This window comes from Muriicola marianensis, from assembly GCF_014638095.1.
GTDB classification, from domain to species: domain Bacteria; phylum Bacteroidota; class Bacteroidia; order Flavobacteriales; family Flavobacteriaceae; genus Muriicola; species Muriicola marianensis.
Genome location: NZ_BMFH01000001.1, coordinates 1,502,993 through 1,518,875, shown reverse-complemented (window position 1 = coordinate 1,518,875; position 15,883 = coordinate 1,502,993). Strand labels below are relative to the sequence as shown.

At 48.4% G+C, this 15,883-nt stretch carries 17 protein-coding genes; 13 read left to right on the top strand and 4 right to left on the bottom strand.

The window, feature by feature from the left end:
• Positions 1–11: 11 nt before the first annotated feature.
• Together IEV19_RS06945 and IEV19_RS06940 are read left to right on the top strand one after the other, a co-directional pair.
• Positions 12–386, top strand: coding sequence for a response regulator (locus tag IEV19_RS06945; RefSeq protein ID WP_188369931.1), 375 nt, complete (start codon positions 12–14; stop codon positions 384–386).
• Positions 386–1,426 carry an adenylate/guanylate cyclase domain-containing protein gene (locus IEV19_RS06940; RefSeq protein ID WP_188369930.1) on the top strand — a complete coding sequence of 347 codons (1,041 nt, stop codon included), beginning with the start codon at positions 386–388 and terminating at the stop codon, positions 1,424–1,426. Before IEV19_RS06945 ends, IEV19_RS06940 begins: the two co-directional genes overlap by 1 nt.
• Before the next feature lie 54 nt (positions 1,427–1,480).
• Here IEV19_RS06940 and IEV19_RS06935 read toward each other — a convergent pair whose 3' ends face one another.
• On the bottom strand, positions 1,481–3,931 hold the full coding sequence (locus tag IEV19_RS06935; protein ID WP_188369929.1) for a glycoside hydrolase family 3 C-terminal domain-containing protein: 2,451 nt from the start codon (positions 3,929–3,931) through the stop codon (positions 1,481–1,483).
• 157 nt (positions 3,932–4,088) lie between these two features.
• On the opposite strand from IEV19_RS06935, the gene IEV19_RS06930 reads away from it, so the two are divergent.
• Both IEV19_RS06930 and moaC read left to right on the top strand, forming a co-directional pair.
• On the top strand, positions 4,089–4,532 hold the full coding sequence (locus tag IEV19_RS06930; RefSeq protein WP_188369928.1) for a molybdenum cofactor biosynthesis protein MoaE: 444 nt from the start codon (positions 4,089–4,091) through the stop codon (positions 4,530–4,532).
• Positions 4,533–4,535: 3 nt separating this feature from the next.
• Positions 4,536–4,964 carry a cyclic pyranopterin monophosphate synthase MoaC gene (moaC, locus tag IEV19_RS06925; protein WP_188369927.1) on the top strand — a complete coding sequence of 143 codons (429 nt, stop codon included), beginning with the start codon at positions 4,536–4,538 and terminating at the stop codon, positions 4,962–4,964.
• 5 nt (positions 4,965–4,969) lie between these two features.
• On the opposite strand, the gene IEV19_RS06920 is transcribed toward moaC, so the two are convergent.
• Complete coding sequence (locus IEV19_RS06920) at positions 4,970–5,680, bottom strand: hypothetical protein (protein ID WP_229732507.1); 711 nt, start codon at positions 5,678–5,680, stop codon at positions 4,970–4,972.
• Between the two features lie 251 nt (positions 5,681–5,931).
• Between IEV19_RS06920 and IEV19_RS06915 the strand changes: the two genes are divergently transcribed.
• The 6 genes from IEV19_RS06915 (at position 5,932) to rimK (ending at position 11,414) form a co-directional block, all read left to right on the top strand.
• The gene (locus IEV19_RS06915; RefSeq protein WP_188369926.1) at positions 5,932–7,332 is read left to right on the top strand and encodes an arginine decarboxylase; all 1,401 of its coding nucleotides are present in this window, start codon (positions 5,932–5,934) and stop codon (positions 7,330–7,332) included.
• A complete protein-coding gene (gene speB, locus IEV19_RS06910; RefSeq protein ID WP_188369925.1) occupies positions 7,319–8,263 on the top strand; it encodes an agmatinase in 945 nt (314 codons plus the stop codon). The genes IEV19_RS06915 and speB overlap by 14 nt, the downstream gene beginning before the upstream one ends.
• Positions 8,256–9,227: a deoxyhypusine synthase family protein gene (locus tag IEV19_RS06905; protein WP_188370750.1), complete on the top strand. Its 972-nt coding sequence runs from the start codon at positions 8,256–8,258 to the stop codon at positions 9,225–9,227. The genes speB and IEV19_RS06905 overlap by 8 nt, the downstream gene beginning before the upstream one ends.
• A 2-nt stretch (positions 9,228–9,229) precedes the next feature.
• On the top strand, positions 9,230–9,541 hold the full coding sequence (locus tag IEV19_RS06900; protein ID WP_188369924.1) for a hypothetical protein: 312 nt from the start codon (positions 9,230–9,232) through the stop codon (positions 9,539–9,541).
• 27 nt (positions 9,542–9,568) lie between these two features.
• Positions 9,569–9,985 carry a VOC family protein gene (locus IEV19_RS06895; RefSeq protein WP_188369923.1) on the top strand — a complete coding sequence of 139 codons (417 nt, stop codon included), beginning with the start codon at positions 9,569–9,571 and terminating at the stop codon, positions 9,983–9,985.
• 64 nt (positions 9,986–10,049) lie between these two features.
• Positions 10,050–11,414, top strand: a complete 1,365-nt coding sequence (gene rimK, locus IEV19_RS06890) for a 30S ribosomal protein S6--L-glutamate ligase (RefSeq protein ID WP_188369922.1) — start codon at positions 10,050–10,052, stop codon at positions 11,412–11,414.
• Positions 11,415–11,416: 2 nt separating this feature from the next.
• On the opposite strand, the gene IEV19_RS06885 is transcribed toward rimK, so the two are convergent.
• Positions 11,417–12,370, bottom strand: a complete 954-nt coding sequence (locus IEV19_RS06885; protein WP_188369921.1) for an NAD-dependent epimerase/dehydratase family protein — start codon at positions 12,368–12,370, stop codon at positions 11,417–11,419.
• Between the two features lie 64 nt (positions 12,371–12,434).
• On the opposite strand from IEV19_RS06885, the gene IEV19_RS06880 reads away from it, so the two are divergent.
• From IEV19_RS06880 to IEV19_RS06870, 3 genes are read left to right on the top strand one after another with little or no spacing between them, the layout of a single operon-like run.
• On the top strand, positions 12,435–12,929 hold the full coding sequence (locus IEV19_RS06880) for a hypothetical protein (protein WP_188369920.1): 495 nt from the start codon (positions 12,435–12,437) through the stop codon (positions 12,927–12,929).
• Complete coding sequence (locus IEV19_RS06875) at positions 12,922–13,419, top strand: nuclear transport factor 2 family protein (protein ID WP_188369919.1); 498 nt, start codon at positions 12,922–12,924, stop codon at positions 13,417–13,419. Before IEV19_RS06880 ends, IEV19_RS06875 begins: the two co-directional genes overlap by 8 nt.
• 59 nt (positions 13,420–13,478) lie before the next feature.
• Positions 13,479–15,068, top strand: a complete 1,590-nt coding sequence (locus tag IEV19_RS06870) for a trehalase family glycosidase (RefSeq protein ID WP_229732506.1) — start codon at positions 13,479–13,481, stop codon at positions 15,066–15,068.
• Positions 15,069–15,101: 33 nt separating this feature from the next.
• Here the strand turns inward: IEV19_RS06870 and IEV19_RS06865 are convergent, their stop codons facing one another.
• Entirely contained in the window at positions 15,102–15,800 is a 699-nt protein-coding gene (locus tag IEV19_RS06865; RefSeq protein ID WP_188369918.1) for a hypothetical protein, read from the bottom strand.
• Between the last annotated feature and the right edge of the window lie 83 nt (positions 15,801–15,883).

The window sequence follows — 15,883 nt, the reverse complement described above, 5'->3', positions numbered from 1 at the left end:
CACCAGTACCGATGAAAATTTTAGTAGTTGATGACGAGCAAGATGTTCAATTGTTATTCCGCCAGCGATTCAGACGAGAGATCAGAAATGGGGAACTGAAATTTGCCTTCGCGTTCTCCGGAGAAGAGGCACTCCAATACCTGGAAGCACACAACCATGAAGCCGTCCTCATCCTGTCTGATATCAACATGCCCGGAATGAGTGGGCTTGAACTGCTTGAACAGATCAAAAAGAATTTTCAGAAGCCACCACCCGTAGTTATGATGATCACTGCCTATGGGGATCGGGAGAACTATGAAACAGCCATGCGTTTAGGAGCGGACGATTTTCTGACTAAACCGGTAGAATTTGGAGTGTTAAAGGAAAAATTAAAAGCGATACTGTGATGTCTAAGATTTTGGTCGTTGATGACGAGGCGGATCTTGAGGTCCTCATCAAACAGAAATTCAGGAAACAGATCAGGCAAAATGAGTATGAATTCAGGTTTGCCATCAACGGGGTAGATGCCCTGGAGAAGCTCAAGGAAGAGCCGGATGTGGATATTGTCCTCAGTGACATCAATATGCCGGAAATGGACGGCCTTACCCTGTTGACAAAACTCCAGGAACTGAATCCCCTCCTGAAATCGGTCATCGTTTCTGCCTATGGGGACATGGACAATATCCGTACGGCCATGAACCGGGGTGCCTTTGATTTTATTACCAAGCCCATCAATTTCGAGGACCTGACCATCACCATGGAAAAGACCCTGAAACATGTACGGGAATTGCAGGAAACATTAAAGGCTGTTCGGGAGAACAATATCCTGAAGATGTATGTGGATGAAAATGTACTGAATTTTATGGGGCGAAAGGAATTTGAGTCGGCGGTCATGGCCAACGAGAATATCCAGGCTACGGTCATGTTCATCGATGTGTGCGGATTCACAGCCTTGAGCGAGACCAACAGTGCGGATTCCGTGGTCAATATGCTCAACTCTTATTTTGACGCCATGGTAAAGGAGATCATAGCCCAGGAAGGGTATATCGATAAATTCATGGGAGATGCGGTCATGGCGGTTTTCAGGGGGGATTACCACCTGGACCGTGCCCTAGATGCGGCCCTTGCAGTAAGGCTACAGATCGGGAAACTTCCCGAGATCAAGGAGATGGGCGGATACCGGCCTAGTGTCTCCATAGGGATCAACAGCGGGGAGATGGTCTCGGGAAATATCGGGTCCTCCAGCCTGAAAAGACTCGATTTTACAGTGATCGGAGATGCGGTGAACACGGCAGCCCGACTGGAGTTTGCAGCTGAGGATAACCAGATCCTGATCCCTGAGGAGTGCTACCTAAAGATCAAGGAAGCCTTTGAATGCAAAAAAGTGGGCGAGGTACAGCTCAAGAACAAGAAAAAGAGTATTACAGTCTATGAGGTTTTGGCATAGTTGAACCCCTCTCTGTCCTGAAGTTATTTAGCCCATGATGTTCTTATCTTTTCACTATTCCCGAATCTGGATCTCCCCTTTCAGCCGGATATCCCGTGAAGATGTCCCCACCTGTATCCCATAGGTACCTTCTTCCAATTTCCAGGCAGAGTTGTCCCCATCCCAATAACTCAAATCCGAAAGCGGGACATTCATGGTGATCTCTGTGGCCTCCCCCGGGGCCAGTACCCTGGTTTTGGTAAAGGCTTTCAGTTCCTTCTCAGGCCTGTCTATATTCGAATCTGATTTTCCAACATAGAGCTGGACGACTTCCTTGCCCGAGACCTCACCGGTATTGCGAACAGCCAGCTTTACGATCAAAGCACCATTTTCAACTGTATGGCTCAGAGAGTCGAGTTCAAAAGTTGTGTAAGAAAGGCCATAACCAAAGGGGTATGAAACCTCCAGTCCTGCTTTATCGAAGTGGCGATAGCCTACATAGATCCCTTCTTCATATACAGTAAAATCGACATTGGGTTCCTTTTCTGAATCCTCTTTTTCAGCAGGAGGGAAAATAAGGTCCGTCATACTCATGGGTCGGCCGTCTAAAGGGAAATTCGCATGGGAAGCATGGTCGCTCAGTTTTACGGGAAAGGTCATGGGGAGTTTTCCGCTGGGATTTACTTTCCCGCTCAGGATGTCGGCCACAGAATTCCCGCCATCCTGTCCGCCCTGCCAGGCCAGGAGGATCCCATCTGCCAGGTCTTTCCAGCTGGCTGTTTCAATTACCCCACCAATATTGAGCACCACGACAACGGGTTTTCCGGCTTTGTGAAATGCCTTATTTGCTAATTCTAGCATGGCTATTTCTTTTGCTTTGAGTAGGAAATCGTCTTTTTCCCGACGGTCTCCACCTTCACCGCTGTTACGGCCGATCGTAATGATCGCAGCATCACTTTCAGCGGCGATCTTCTCCATTTGTTCTTCCGTATAGGTGAGCTCCGGAGGGTTGTAGGGTTCGAACATGGCGTTGATGCCCTCTGGTTTTACGAATTCTTCCGCATTTGCTTTTTTATGTAAATCGTAGGCTTCCTTGGCGATGGGGGTGATCTTAAAGGAAGAACTGCTAAACCCTTCTTCCCGGTTCGCTCCTGTATTTCGGAGCCCTTCTTCCAGGGATACCGAATAAGCTTCATTTACATCTCCGGATCCGGTTCCCCCCGCGATAAAGTCATAGGAGGTTACCCCGAGCAGGGCAATGTTGCTGATGTCCTTCAATGGAAGAACACCGTTATTCTTTAGCAAGACCATGCCCTCAGCAGCGGAGTTTCTCGTGATCTCCGCATGGGCACTCAGGTCGGGATCATTAGTGTAGGCCGATCCTTTCATATTACCTGATTTAAATACCAGTTCCAGGATCCGCCGAACGGAGGTATTGATCTCTTCCTCTGTAAGTCTGCCGTTTTCCTGTCCTTCGAGCAGGGCGTTCCATTGCTTTTTTGTGCCGGGTTCTAGCAGGTCATTACCTGCCTTGATCATGGCCACGGCGTCATTGCCCCCAAACCAGTCGGACATCACCAGTCCCTGGAATCCCCAGTCATTTCTCAGAATATCGGTAAGCAATTCACGGCTCTCCGCCACGTAGGTGCCATTGATCTTGTTGTAGGAAGACATAATGGTCCATGGTTGGGATTGTTTCACGATGATCTCGAAACCCTTCAGGTAGATCTCCCTCAGGGCCCTTTCTGAGATGATAGCATCGTTGAAGTTCCTGTTGGTCTCCTGGTTGTTGGCGACATAGTGCTTTACAGAAGTACCGATGCCATTGGATTCAATACCGTTGACCATAGCCGCCCCAATATACCCGGTAAGGACAGGGTCTTCGGAATAATATTCAAAATTTCTGCCGCAGAAGGGATGCCTGTGGATATTCGCCCCTGGGCCCAGGATAACATCCAGTCCGTATTCCTTTGCTTCATTTCCCATGGCATTTCCAACCTGATAGACCAACTCTGTGTTCCAGGTAGAAGCCAGGAGAGTTCCAATAGGGAAGGCAGTGGCGTAGTAGGTACGATCTTCACCCTCGCGCACGGGTTCTATCCGCAACCCGGCAGGTCCGTCTGAAAGATATATTGTCGGGATACCCAGTCTTGGGGTAGGGACTATGGTCCCAACCGCTCCGGGGATCCCTTCTCCGGGTTCAACCCTGCCCATAGCAGAAGAAATCCCGGATCCTTTAAGCAGGTGTATCTTCTCCTCCATGGTCATCTGTGACAGCAGATCGTCTATGCGCTCCTCAGCAGGTCTCCTCTCGTCTTCGTAAATATCCAATTCCCCGTTGCCGTTGAGGTCCCTGAAAGTGTACCCGGATACGCTAATCTCATTGATCTGGTTATTCTCGGCATAATCGTTTTCAAAATCGAGGAAGGTCGATTTGAGATACAGCCAACCCCCGAGGGCTGCAAGCAATAGAACGACAACGATGATACCAAGTACTTTGAGAGTAGTCTTTAGCCCTTTTTTCATATATGACAACAGGTGTTTGTTACAAATGTAAGTTTTCCCGGGTTTGGTTGGGTCGGTCTGAATTTTGGATGGGGGATTCCGGCCTGAATATCTTTTGGCGATCAGCCGGCATTGTAATCGTAAAATTCTCTTTACCTTCGTGAGAAACCCAATTAAAATGGCTAATCCAAAGATAAAGAACGTCTTTGTTGAAGGTCCTGTAACGCCGGAATTCATCGCTAATTCCATCGCCAAACACCAGTCGAAGACCGGGATTGGGGCCCACGATATCTTCCTGGGGCAGGTGAGGGCCGACGTGATTGACGGAAAAGAAGTGAAGGCTATCGACTATTCGGCCTATGAAGCCATGGCTAACCAGAAATTCCATGAGATCAGGGAGGCTACTTTCGAGAAATTCGACCTCAGCTGCATGCACATTTATCACAGTCTGGGCAGGGTAGAGGCCGGGGAGATCTGCCTCTTTGTCTTTGTCTCCAGTCCGCACAGGAAGGTGGTCTTTGAAGCCCTGCACTATGTGGTGGAAGCGATCAAAGCAGAGGTCCCGGTTTTCGGTAAAGAGGTCTTTGATGATGAATCCTATCAATGGAAGGTCAACACCTGAGCTATGGTAGATATTACACATAAATCAAGCACATTGAGGACGGCCATTGCCCAGGCAGTTGTTGAAGTCAGCAAGCAGGAAACCATCAAGGCCATCCAGGAAGGGAAAGTTCCCAAAGGAGATGTCTTTGAGATGAGTCGCGCCGCAGGCCTTCTTGGGGTCAAGAAAACTGCAGATCTCCTCCCGGACTGCCACCCGTTACCGATCGAATACACGGATATCCATTACGAAATCGACAGACTCCAGATCCGTATCCTCATTACGGTAAAGACCCACTACAAGACAGGGGTGGAGGTGGAGGCTATGCATGGCGCCAGCATCGTTGCACTGAATATGTACGACATGCTTAAACCCATCGATAAAGGCGTGGAGATCAGAAATATCAAACTCCTGAAAAAGACAGGAGGAAAATCAGATATAGACAACCTATAACGCCATTACCGGATCGACCAGATCTCGTACATGGGTTCACCCCTGCTGTTGTTGCCGGTATGATGCCAGTCGTCCCCTTTTCGTTCGTAATTAAATTCCAAAACGGCGCCCACCCTGCTGTTATCTCTTGAGAAGTACTCTATGTTTTCGGTATACTTACCGTCCCTGGCCGTATAAGCTCCTCCTCCGGTGCCTGAGAACCTCATGGTTTCCGTGTGGTAGGCTATCCATTGAAAATGTCCGTCTATTAGAAATTTTAAGGTCTTGCGCGGATTTGAATCTCCTCTGCGTTCCTGCCCGGTATCCGGACCCCGGGTAGCGAAAAGCCAGGTGCCATCCAGGTCTTGATTTAGGCCGGGAACTCTGGTCAGGGTTATGGGCCTGCCCTCATCAAGTACTAGGTTATCCCCATCCATTTCATAGGCCAGGCTGAGCGTTTTCACCGAATCCCGCTCATAAGCCGAATTGAATTCGAGATCCACCTTGAGTGAAGTTCCATCTGCTTCAAAAAATCCACCCCTGGTACGAATGAAATCAGGAGCCTTCGTGTATTCCGTATATACCAGATACTTGTCATTGATTTTGACTTCATGCACCTTAGCGGGATCCTCAGGGTCTGTCCCTGAATAAACCCCTGCTTCAGGCTGGGCATACAGGGTTGCTGAAAACAGGCAGATAAGTCCACCTGAGAGCAAGCGCAGAAATATACGTTTCATGGGATCGGGATTGGTCTTTCAAGATACGAATTATCTCTAATGTGGCATTGGATTCTTATGGTGTATTCTCTATATTATACCGCTATATATTATATCTATATTACAACTTAGAAAATTGTCTTAAAATCCCTGAATTTTATTTTTTTTTGATTTCATTTACACCGTGTACTCAAGGTATCTGACCGGCGCTTGTACAGAGGGCTGATTTAAAGAAATGCGTATAAGAACCCTATAAATCCACAATTCATTTAATGAACATCAAATACATTGATCTGATCGATCAAACCTATTATTTTCCCCAGGAGGAATTCACACTTGACGAGGACAACCTGCAGTTTCATGGTATCCCTCTGATGTCACTGGTGGAGCAGTATGGTACCCCCCTTAAATTTACCTATCTCCCAAAGATCTCCAGGAATATCAACAGGGCCAAGGAATGGTTCGCGAAGGCCATTGAAAGACATAAGTACAAAGGCAAATACATCTATTGTTACTGTACCAAAAGCTCTCATTTCGAGTACGTGCTCCACGAGGCCCTCAAAAATGACATACATATAGAGACCTCCTCAGCCTTTGACATCAACATCGTCAACCAGCTGAAAAAGGAAGGCAAGATCAAGGATAATACCTACGTGATCTGCAATGGGTTTAAACGCGACCTCTATATTCAGAACATTGCTGATCTGATCAACGGAGGCCATCATAACTGTATCCCGGTTATCGATAATTACGAGGAGATCGAACTGCTGAGCGAAGCGATCGATAAGCCCTTTAATATCGGGATACGGATCGCATCGGAAGAAGAGCCTAAATTCGAGTTCTATACCTCTCGTCTTGGGATCGGGTACCGAAATATAGTCCCCTTCTACGAAAACCAGATAAGGGACAATGAAAAGGTAGAACTTAAGATGCTGCACTTCTTTATCAACACCGGGATCAGAGACAATGCCTATTACTGGAACGAGCTGCTGAAATGTATGAAGGTCTACACAAGGCTGAAGAAGATCTGCCCTTCCCTGGACAGCCTGAATATTGGAGGTGGGTTCCCTACAAAGAACTCCCTGGCCTTTGAATACGATTATGAATACATGGTGGATGAGATCATTAACCAAATCAATACCGCCTGCAAGGAGGCAGACGTGCCTGTACCCAATATCTTTACGGAATTCGGAAGTTTTACCGTGGGGGAAAGCGGAGGGGCGATCTATGAGGTGCTCTACCAGAAACAGCAGAACGACCGGGAGAAATGGAATATGATCGACTCCAGTTTCATCACCACCTTACCCGACTCCTGGGCGATCAACAAGCGGTTTATCATGCTGCCCATCAATCGCTGGCACGACCAGTATGAACGCGTACTGCTGGGCGGACTCACCTGTGACAGCGATGATTACTACAACAGTATTCAGGACATGAACGCCATCTATCTGCCCAAGTATAAAAGGGATCAACCCCTGTATATAGGCTTCTTTAACACCGGCGCCTACCAGGAATCAATCGGCGGGTTTGGAGGGTTACAGCACTGCCTGATCCCCACCCCAAAACACGTCCTGATTGACCGGAATAAGAAGGGTGAACTGACCACCAAACTGTTTAGCGAACAACAAAAAGCATCGGACATGCTTAAAATTTTAGGATATGAAGAAATCTAGGAATTACGCTGGAATTCCGGACGAATTTGCACAGCTCGAGAAATCGAAAGTCGTGTTGATCCCCGTACCTTATGACGGTACCAGTACTTGGGGCAAAGGTGCGGACAAAGGTCCCGATGCCTTGCTCGAGGCTTCAGAAAATATGGAACTGTACGATATTGAGACGGGTACTGAGGTGTACCAACAAGGGGTGTACGTAACAGAGCCTGTTAGCGAGCTCTCCTCCCCGGAGACCATGGTCAACAGTGTACATAAGATCACCAAGGAGTACATCAAGAGAAACAAATTTGTTACCCTTATCGGAGGGGAACACTCCATTTCAATAGGTTCTATCCGGGCTTTTAACGAGTGCTTTGAAAACCTCACCGTGCTGCATATCGATGCCCACGCAGACCTGAGGGAATCCTACGACGGCACCCCATACAACCACGCATGTGCGGTATACGAGGCCAGTCAGCAAACCAACCTGGTGCAGGTCGGCATTCGCAGTATGGACGCCATCGAAATGACCGTCATGGATACGGAAAAGACCTTTTTTGCCCATGAGATGGTCGAGGACGAATACTGGACGGACAAGGTCATAGAATTGCTTACAGATAATGTCTTTATTACTTTTGATCTCGACGCCCTCGACCCTTCCATTATGCCTTCCACGGGGACTCCCGAACCGGGTGGACTTCTCTGGTACGAGACCCTGGACTTCCTCAAGCAGGTTTTTGAGGAGAAAAATGTGGTCGGTTTTGACATCGTTGAGCTTTGCCCCAACGACCTGGACAGATCCTCAGACTTCCTGGCGGCAAAACTGTACTATAAAATGCTGAGCTATAAATTCATCGATGAGGCCGTGGAGGATGAATATGACAATACCTATGATAACACAATCGGCGGGAACAGCGCTCCCGCTCAAAAATTTGACGATGACGATGAGTAAAGGACCTATTTCAGAATTTATTTCGAAGTACTATCTGCATTTCAATGCGGCGGCCCTTGTGGATGCGGCAAAGGGATACGAATTGCAACTTCAGAATGGGGCAAAAATGCTGGTTTCCCTTGCCGGGGCGATGAGTACAGCCGAATTGGGGAAAATATTTGCCGAGATGATCCGGCAGGACAAGGTGCACATTATCTCCTGTACGGGAGCCAACCTGGAGGAAGACCTAATGAACCTGGTCGCCCATTCCCATTACAAAAGGGTGCCAAATTACCGGGACCTCACCCCCCAGGAAGAATGGGACCTGCTGGAAAAAGGGCTCAACAGGGTGACCGATACCTGTATCCCTGAGGAAGAGGCCTTCCGCAGATTGCAAACACACATATACGACCTGTGGAAAAAGGCCGAAAAGGAAGGAAAGCGCTATTTCCCTCATGAGTACATGTACCAGATGTTATTGTCCGGTGTACTGGAAGAGTATTACGAAATAGACGTCAAAGACTCATGGATGTATGCGGCTGCGGAAAAGAACCTGCCCATCGTTTGCCCGGGCTGGGAAGACAGCACCATGGGCAATATCTTTGCCTCCTATGTCCTGAAAGGAGACCTTAAGGCCTCCACCGTAAAGTCAGGGATAGAGTATATGACCTTCCTGGCCGACTGGTATACGGCTAATTCCGGGAAGGGTATCGGATTCTTCCAGATTGGGGGTGGTATTGCCGGAGATTTTCCCATTTGCGTGGTGCCTATGTTATACCAGGATATGGAACGCACAGATACGCCATTCTGGAGCTACTTCTGTCAGATCAGCGACAGCACCACCAGTTACGGCAGTTATTCAGGTGCCGTGCCCAATGAGAAGATCACCTGGGGAAAGCTGGGAATAGACACTCCAAAATTTATCATAGAGAGTGATGCCACTATTGTTGCACCACTTATTTTTGCTTATCTTTTAGACATGTAATTATGGATAATTTAAAGAGAGTCATAGTAGATTTTAAGAAGCTGACACCGGAGGTGCTCAAACTCCTTGTGGAGAAGTATCCCGACGGGTATGACGATGCTCATATTATCACCTTCAAGAACGCCAATGGAGAGCGGATAGAGGCTGTAGAGGTAACTACAGATGACACCAAATACCTGGTCAAGATCAGTGCGAAACTCGAAGTCACCATGGCGAATTACGATGAGGACGATTACGAGGATTTTGATGACGATGATCCGGATGCCATACCTGACGTGGAGATCGAGGACGATGAGGAGGATCAGGACGATTAATCAACGACTATCCAACAGCCTTTTTTTATGAAACACAGCGCCTTTCACCTCGCCCTGCCCTGTTACAGTGTGACCAAGACAAAAGCCTTTTACGTGGATGTCGTGGGAGCCAAACTGGGAAGGCATTCTACCCAGTGGGCAGATATCGACCTTTACGGGAACCAGATCACTTTCACCAAATCAGGAGAGTTCAATTTTGTCTATAAGTCCTACAAATTTGGTGACCAGGTCTTGCCTTCATTTCATTTTGGGGTGATCCTTGACGAGAAATCCTGGAAATCTATCCACCAGAGACTTTCGGTAGAAGTAGAGGGCATGACGGAGGCTATCACTTTCCTGAAAGACAAAGCAGGGGAACATAGGTCTTTCTTCGTGGAGGATCCCAATGGCTACGTGGTGGAGTTCAAGTGTTTCAAAGAAGCAAAACAAGTTTTTGTTTCCTGATCTTCATGAGCAATCTAAATCGTATTGATCCCTTTTATTTCGTGCCTTTTCAAAATGTACTTCCATGTTAAAGATCATAGGCAGTGAGGAATGGTGTGTCTTCAAGGACCTGGGTATACCGGCCATAAAGGCTAGGGTTGATTCAGGGGCGAAGACCTCCTCCATCCAGGCCAGCAATATCACTGTGATCAGAAAGAGGAACCAGGACTGGGTGAAATTCGAGGTAAACCCGGTACAGGACAATCGCAGTATCACCCTTGAATGCGAGGCGAAACTCGTAGACAGGCGTATCGTAAAGAGTTCTAGCGGTATTTCGGAGGAACGATTTGTGATCCGCACGGCGGTCACCCTTGGAGAGGATTCATTCGACATTGAACTCACCCTGGCCAACAGGGATACCATGGAATTCAGGATGCTGCTGGGCAGGGAGGCCCTCAATGGCCGATATATGGTAAATCCCGCCAAGTCCTGCCTTTTGCAAACCTTTTCCGATGAGAGCATATCGATCTCCTACGCCCCTTATATGAAGGAAAAAACGGGTTTGAAGATCGCCCTGCTGGCGAGCAATCCCGAGCTGTACAGCAATAAACGGCTCATGGAGGCGGCTGAGGCCCGGGGCCATGAGATCGTCTTCCTCAATGTGGAGTTGGCCTATATGAAACTCGACGCTCATTCGCCCGAGATCCGCTACAGGGGAGGGGATATCCTGAAGGAGTTCGATGCCGTTATCCCCAGGATAAAACCATCCGTTACCTTTTACGGCTGCGCCCTGATCCGGCAGTTCGACTTTCTGGGGGTGTATTGTCAGAATTCTGCGGAGGCCATCAGCCAGTCGAGGGATAAACTCTTCGCCTCCCAGCTATTTGCCAAGCACGACCTGCATATCCCCATCACCGGCTTTGCCAAGTCGCCCATGGATACCAAGGACCTCATCAAAATGGTGAATGGGGCCCCGTTGATCATCAAGCTATTGGAAAGCACCCAGGGGAAAGGCGTTGTACTGGCCGAGACGAACAAAGCAGCAGAAAGCGTGATCAATGCTTTTAAGAGTGTACAGACCAACATCCTGGTGCAGGAATTCATCAAGGAGGCCCACGGGCAGGACATAAGGTGTTTTGTCGTGAATGGCAAGGTGGTGGCGTCCATGCAAAGGCAGGCCGAAAAAGGAGAATTCAGGGCCAACCTTCACCAGGGAGGCAGGGCCTCGAGGATCAAGATCACGGCCGAAGAACGAAAACTGGCCATCAAGGCTGCCAAGATCTTCAATCTGCACGTGGCGGGGGTAGACATTATCAGGTCGAATAAAGGCCCCCTCTTACTGGAGGTGAATTCCTCTCCCGGACTCGAAGGGATAGAAAATGCAACGGGGAAAGATATAGCCAACGCCATGATCGTCGCCATCGAAAAGAAGCTCAAATTTCATCATTGAGTTTATCTGCCCTTTAGGGCACGGAGTTCCCGGATCATTTCCTCTGTGGTGCGCTCCAGGTTAAACTCGGGTTTCCAACCCCAGTCCTTCCTGGCCTGGGAGTCGTCTATACTGCCCGGCCATGAATCGGCGATGGCCTGCCTGAAATCCGGTTCGTAATCGATCTTGAATCCCGGGACTACAGCCTGAATGCTGCGAGCGATCTCCCCGGGGGTAAAACTCATGGCACCCAGGTTGTAGGAAGACCGGATACTCAGTTTGTCGCCATCGCTTTCCATCAATTCTATGGAGGCCCGGATGGCATCTTCCATATACATCATGGGTAAGGTGGTATCCTCTTTCAGGAAGCAGGTATACTTTCCTTCTTCCAGCGCTTTTATGTAGATGTCCACTGCGTAATCCGTGGTGCCCCCACCGGGCTGTGTCTTCCAGCTGATCAGTCCAGGGAAGCGTACACTGCGCACGTCAACCCCGTATTTTGCGTGGTAATAGGCACACCATCTTTCCCCTGTCTGCTTACTGATCCCGTACACCGTACTGGGTTCCATCAGCGTATGCTGGGGAGTGTTCTCCTTAGGGGTATTTTTCCCGAAGACCGCTATACTGGAAGGCCAAAAGATCTTATCGATCTTCTTTTCCTTGGCCAGGTTCAGTACGTTGAAGAGGGAATTCATATTGAGGTTCCAGGCCCGTTCCGGGAATTTTTCAGCAGTGGCACTCAGCATGGCAGCCATGAGGTATACCTCCTCCACCTCATAGTGCATTACCGTATCCTCCACGGCATCGTAACTGGTAGCATCCAGGATCTCAAAGGGTCCGGATTCCATGAGGCTTTCGGAACCTTCCCTGATATCGCTGGCTATCACGTTCTCATTCCCGAACTTCTTTCGAAGTTCCAGGGTAAGTTCTGTTCCTATCTGCCCGCAAGCCCCTAAAATGAGTATGGATTTCTGCAAAAACTGATGAATTATTGAAGTTCGACCCAAAGATAGCTTTTATTAAAATTTGTACATTCGTCCTATGAGAAAATTAATGCCCCTCCTCCTAGTTGTTTTGCTGCTTAAGGCTTGCAAAGACCCGGCGACCGGGGCTGAGACAAGTTCTGAGGAAACACCTTTCTTTTCTATGGATTCCCTGCCTGGGAGGGTATCTTTAAATCCCAAAGCTGTGGAGATCACCAGAGACTGGACTACCTTCAACGACCTGGACGCGGGCTTCAATTCACTCTCGATCATAGAGAATTACGAAGACCTTGTCCTTGTCCTGGAAGACCTGGTGGAGCGGCAGAAAAAGGTAGAAGAAGGAGAGTATCCGGAAGCATTTGACCTGCCTCAGGTAAAGAGCAGGCAAAAGGTAGTGAAGACCTTCCTCCTCAAGACAAGGGCTGCGGCAGAATACAGGATTGATGCCACACCCCCAGCTATAGAAATGATGAAGGCCTACAATGCCCTGAGGACGCAGCTGAATGTGATTGTAAATAATCAATTAGACACCTTATTGATCACGGATGAATAGACTGATAACCATATTCGTGTTTCTGGCCTTTAGTTCCGGTCTGCTAGGCCAGACAGCGGAAATAAATAAGATAGGGGAGGTCATTGACCAGTGGCATCTGGCAGCGGCAAATGCGGATTTTGAGAAATATTTTGGTTTGATGTCTGAAGATGCCGTATTCATTGGGACTGATGCTTCTGAGGTTTGGGAAAAAAATGAGTTCATGCAGTTCTCCAAACCTTATTTCGACCAGGGGAAAGCTTGGGCATTTACCTCTGTAGACCGCCATATTTATATAGATGCCTCAGGAGATCTTGCGTGGTTTGATGAACTGCTCGATACCTGGATGCAAATCTGCAGGGGATCTGGAGTGGTGCGGAAGGTAGATGGGGAATGGAAGATCGCCCACTACGTGCTCTCCCTGACCGTGCCTAATGAAGATATCGACTCGGTCATCGCCTTGAAAAAAGAAAAAGACAGTACGCTTATCCAGGAACTGAGGAAGCAATAATCAATTGCTCTGTGGCCTTGATCAGCTTTGTAGAATGTTCAAATGTAAATTCGAATTCCATGAAAAGATTCCTTTCCGCAATGCTCGTGTTCTTTCTCATCCTCACTTCCTGCAGGGAGGAAATAAAATCAATTTCGGTCACGGAGTTTTACGATACGGAATTGTTCAGGGATATTCAGCTGGAAGGGATCTACAAGGATTCCAAAACCTTTGTGGACCTCGTTCCGGACAGGCCCTACGAAGAGCTTGTAAACCTCTACCGGGAAGAAAAGGGAAATCCCGGTTTTGAACTGCGCGAATTCGTACAGAACCACTTCAGGGATGCATTTGTCTCCGGCCAGGCCATTGAGACCGATACTACCAAGAACATGTATGAGCACATCAGTAGTATGTGGGGAAAACTCACCAGAGGCCCCGACCAGGCGATTGACTACTCTTCCCGTATAGCACTTCCTCACAAGTATGTGGTGCCGGGAGGCCGATTTCGGGAGATCTATTACTGGGACAGTTATTTTACCCTGGAAGGTCTGCTGGTAGATGAACAGGATGACCTGGCCAGGAGCATGGTCGACAATTTCAGTTTCCTGATCGATTCCATTGGATTTATACCCAACGGCACGCGTGCCTATTACCTGACCCGATCCCAGCCCCCTTTTTATGCCCTTATGGTGGATGCGATCAGCAGGGAAGAAAAGGGTCTGTTTCCTGACTACTTCCCGTATATTTTGAAGGAGTACAGTTTCTGGATGGAAGGGAAAAAAGAAATCAAAGGAGTCAATTCTGCCAGTAAATATGTGGTCAGATTAGAAGGGGATCAAACCCTGAACCGATACTGGGACAGCGGAACCACTCCGAGGCCTGAAGCATACAAGGAAGACCATCACCTCGCCTCTGACCTGAAATCTGAGGCTGACAAAAGAGCGCTCTATACCCATCTGAGATCAGGGGCCGCTTCTGGCTGGGATTTCAGCAGCAGGTGGTATCTGAAGGAAGGGGATTTTGGCTCTACAAGGACGGCAGATATTCTTCCGGTAGACTTGAACTGCCTTATGTATTTTATGGAGAAAAGCATTGCCAGGGGATATGCCCAAGCGGGTGACGGGGAAAATGAGGCCCTCTTTCTCAACCTGGCCGAAGAACGGAGATCCCTGATACAGGAAGTCTTCTGGAATCCTGCTGAGAGTTATTATTACGATTACAACTTCGCTTCCGGGAATTTCGGAAGGACTGCTACACTGGCCGGGGCATTTCCTCTCTTCTTTGAACTGGCCACTCCGGAACAGGCCGAAGCTGTAAAGAACAAACTCATGTCGGACTTTTTAAAGGACGGCGGACTTGTCACCACCCTTGAACATTCCGGCCAGCAATGGGATGCGCCCAATGGATGGGCACCATTACAGTACATCGCTGTAGAGGGCTTGTTGAACTACGGTTATGTAGACGAGGCACGAACCATCATGGAGCGATGGCTGGCCCTTAATGAAAGGGTGTACAGGGATACAGGCAAGATGATGGAAAAATACAATGTGGAGGATATCAGCCTCCTTTCCGGGGGAGGGGAATACGAGACCCAGGATGGATTTGGCTGGAGCAATGGAGTGGCCCTTGTCTTCAGGTCATTGCTCGATGCTATGGATCCCGGAGAATAGATCCCATTTTAACTACTCCGGGGGCGAAATGGTTTACTCTTCTTTTTTCTCTCCGCTGCCCTTCCTGGATTCAAGGGCTTGTTTGCTCAGGCTCGCCAGGTTGAAATTCGGCTCAAGGGCCAGGGCTTCATCGATCGTGGCAATGGCGGCGTCGATGTTACTGCGGTCCGTGTTGTACTGAGCAAGGCCTTTGAGATGTAACAAGGCTGCTTTGAGGGAAACCTCATAGGGCTGTTGGCGCTCGTAGAAAGCATAGGTCATTCCTTCCTGCACCTCTGCAAGACCGGCTTCTATATCGGTCATGGCCCCTTCGTTATCCCCGGTCTGAATCTTCAGATCAGCCAGTTCATAGGCCAGATAGGCATTGGGTGACCGTTTGTTGAGGATCTCGAACTGTTCAAGGGCTCTTTTGGGCTGATTGATAGCTTTAAGGCTGATAGCCTTTACCTGTATGGCCAGGTCAGAATCCGCTTCATTCTTTTCTATCCCAATAGTATTGAGAGCCTGAATATGCTGGTTGTTATTGGCATAGACGAAGGCAAGTGTATCTGTTCGCTGTTTGGAGGGAGCGATCACATTCAGATGGGTGAGGGCGCTGATCACCCCATTGACGTCTCCCTGTGATTTCATCGCCTTGTAATAGGCTTCATAATGCGACTTCATATCAGTGTTACTCTGGCTAAAGCCTAATAACACGGTCATGGACAAAAGGATGGTCAACCTCACTTTCATATCTAAGAATTTAGTGCGCAAAATTACTATTAATTTTTCGCATCAGATAGCATATCCTTATAAATCATTGAATTAAGCCAGAA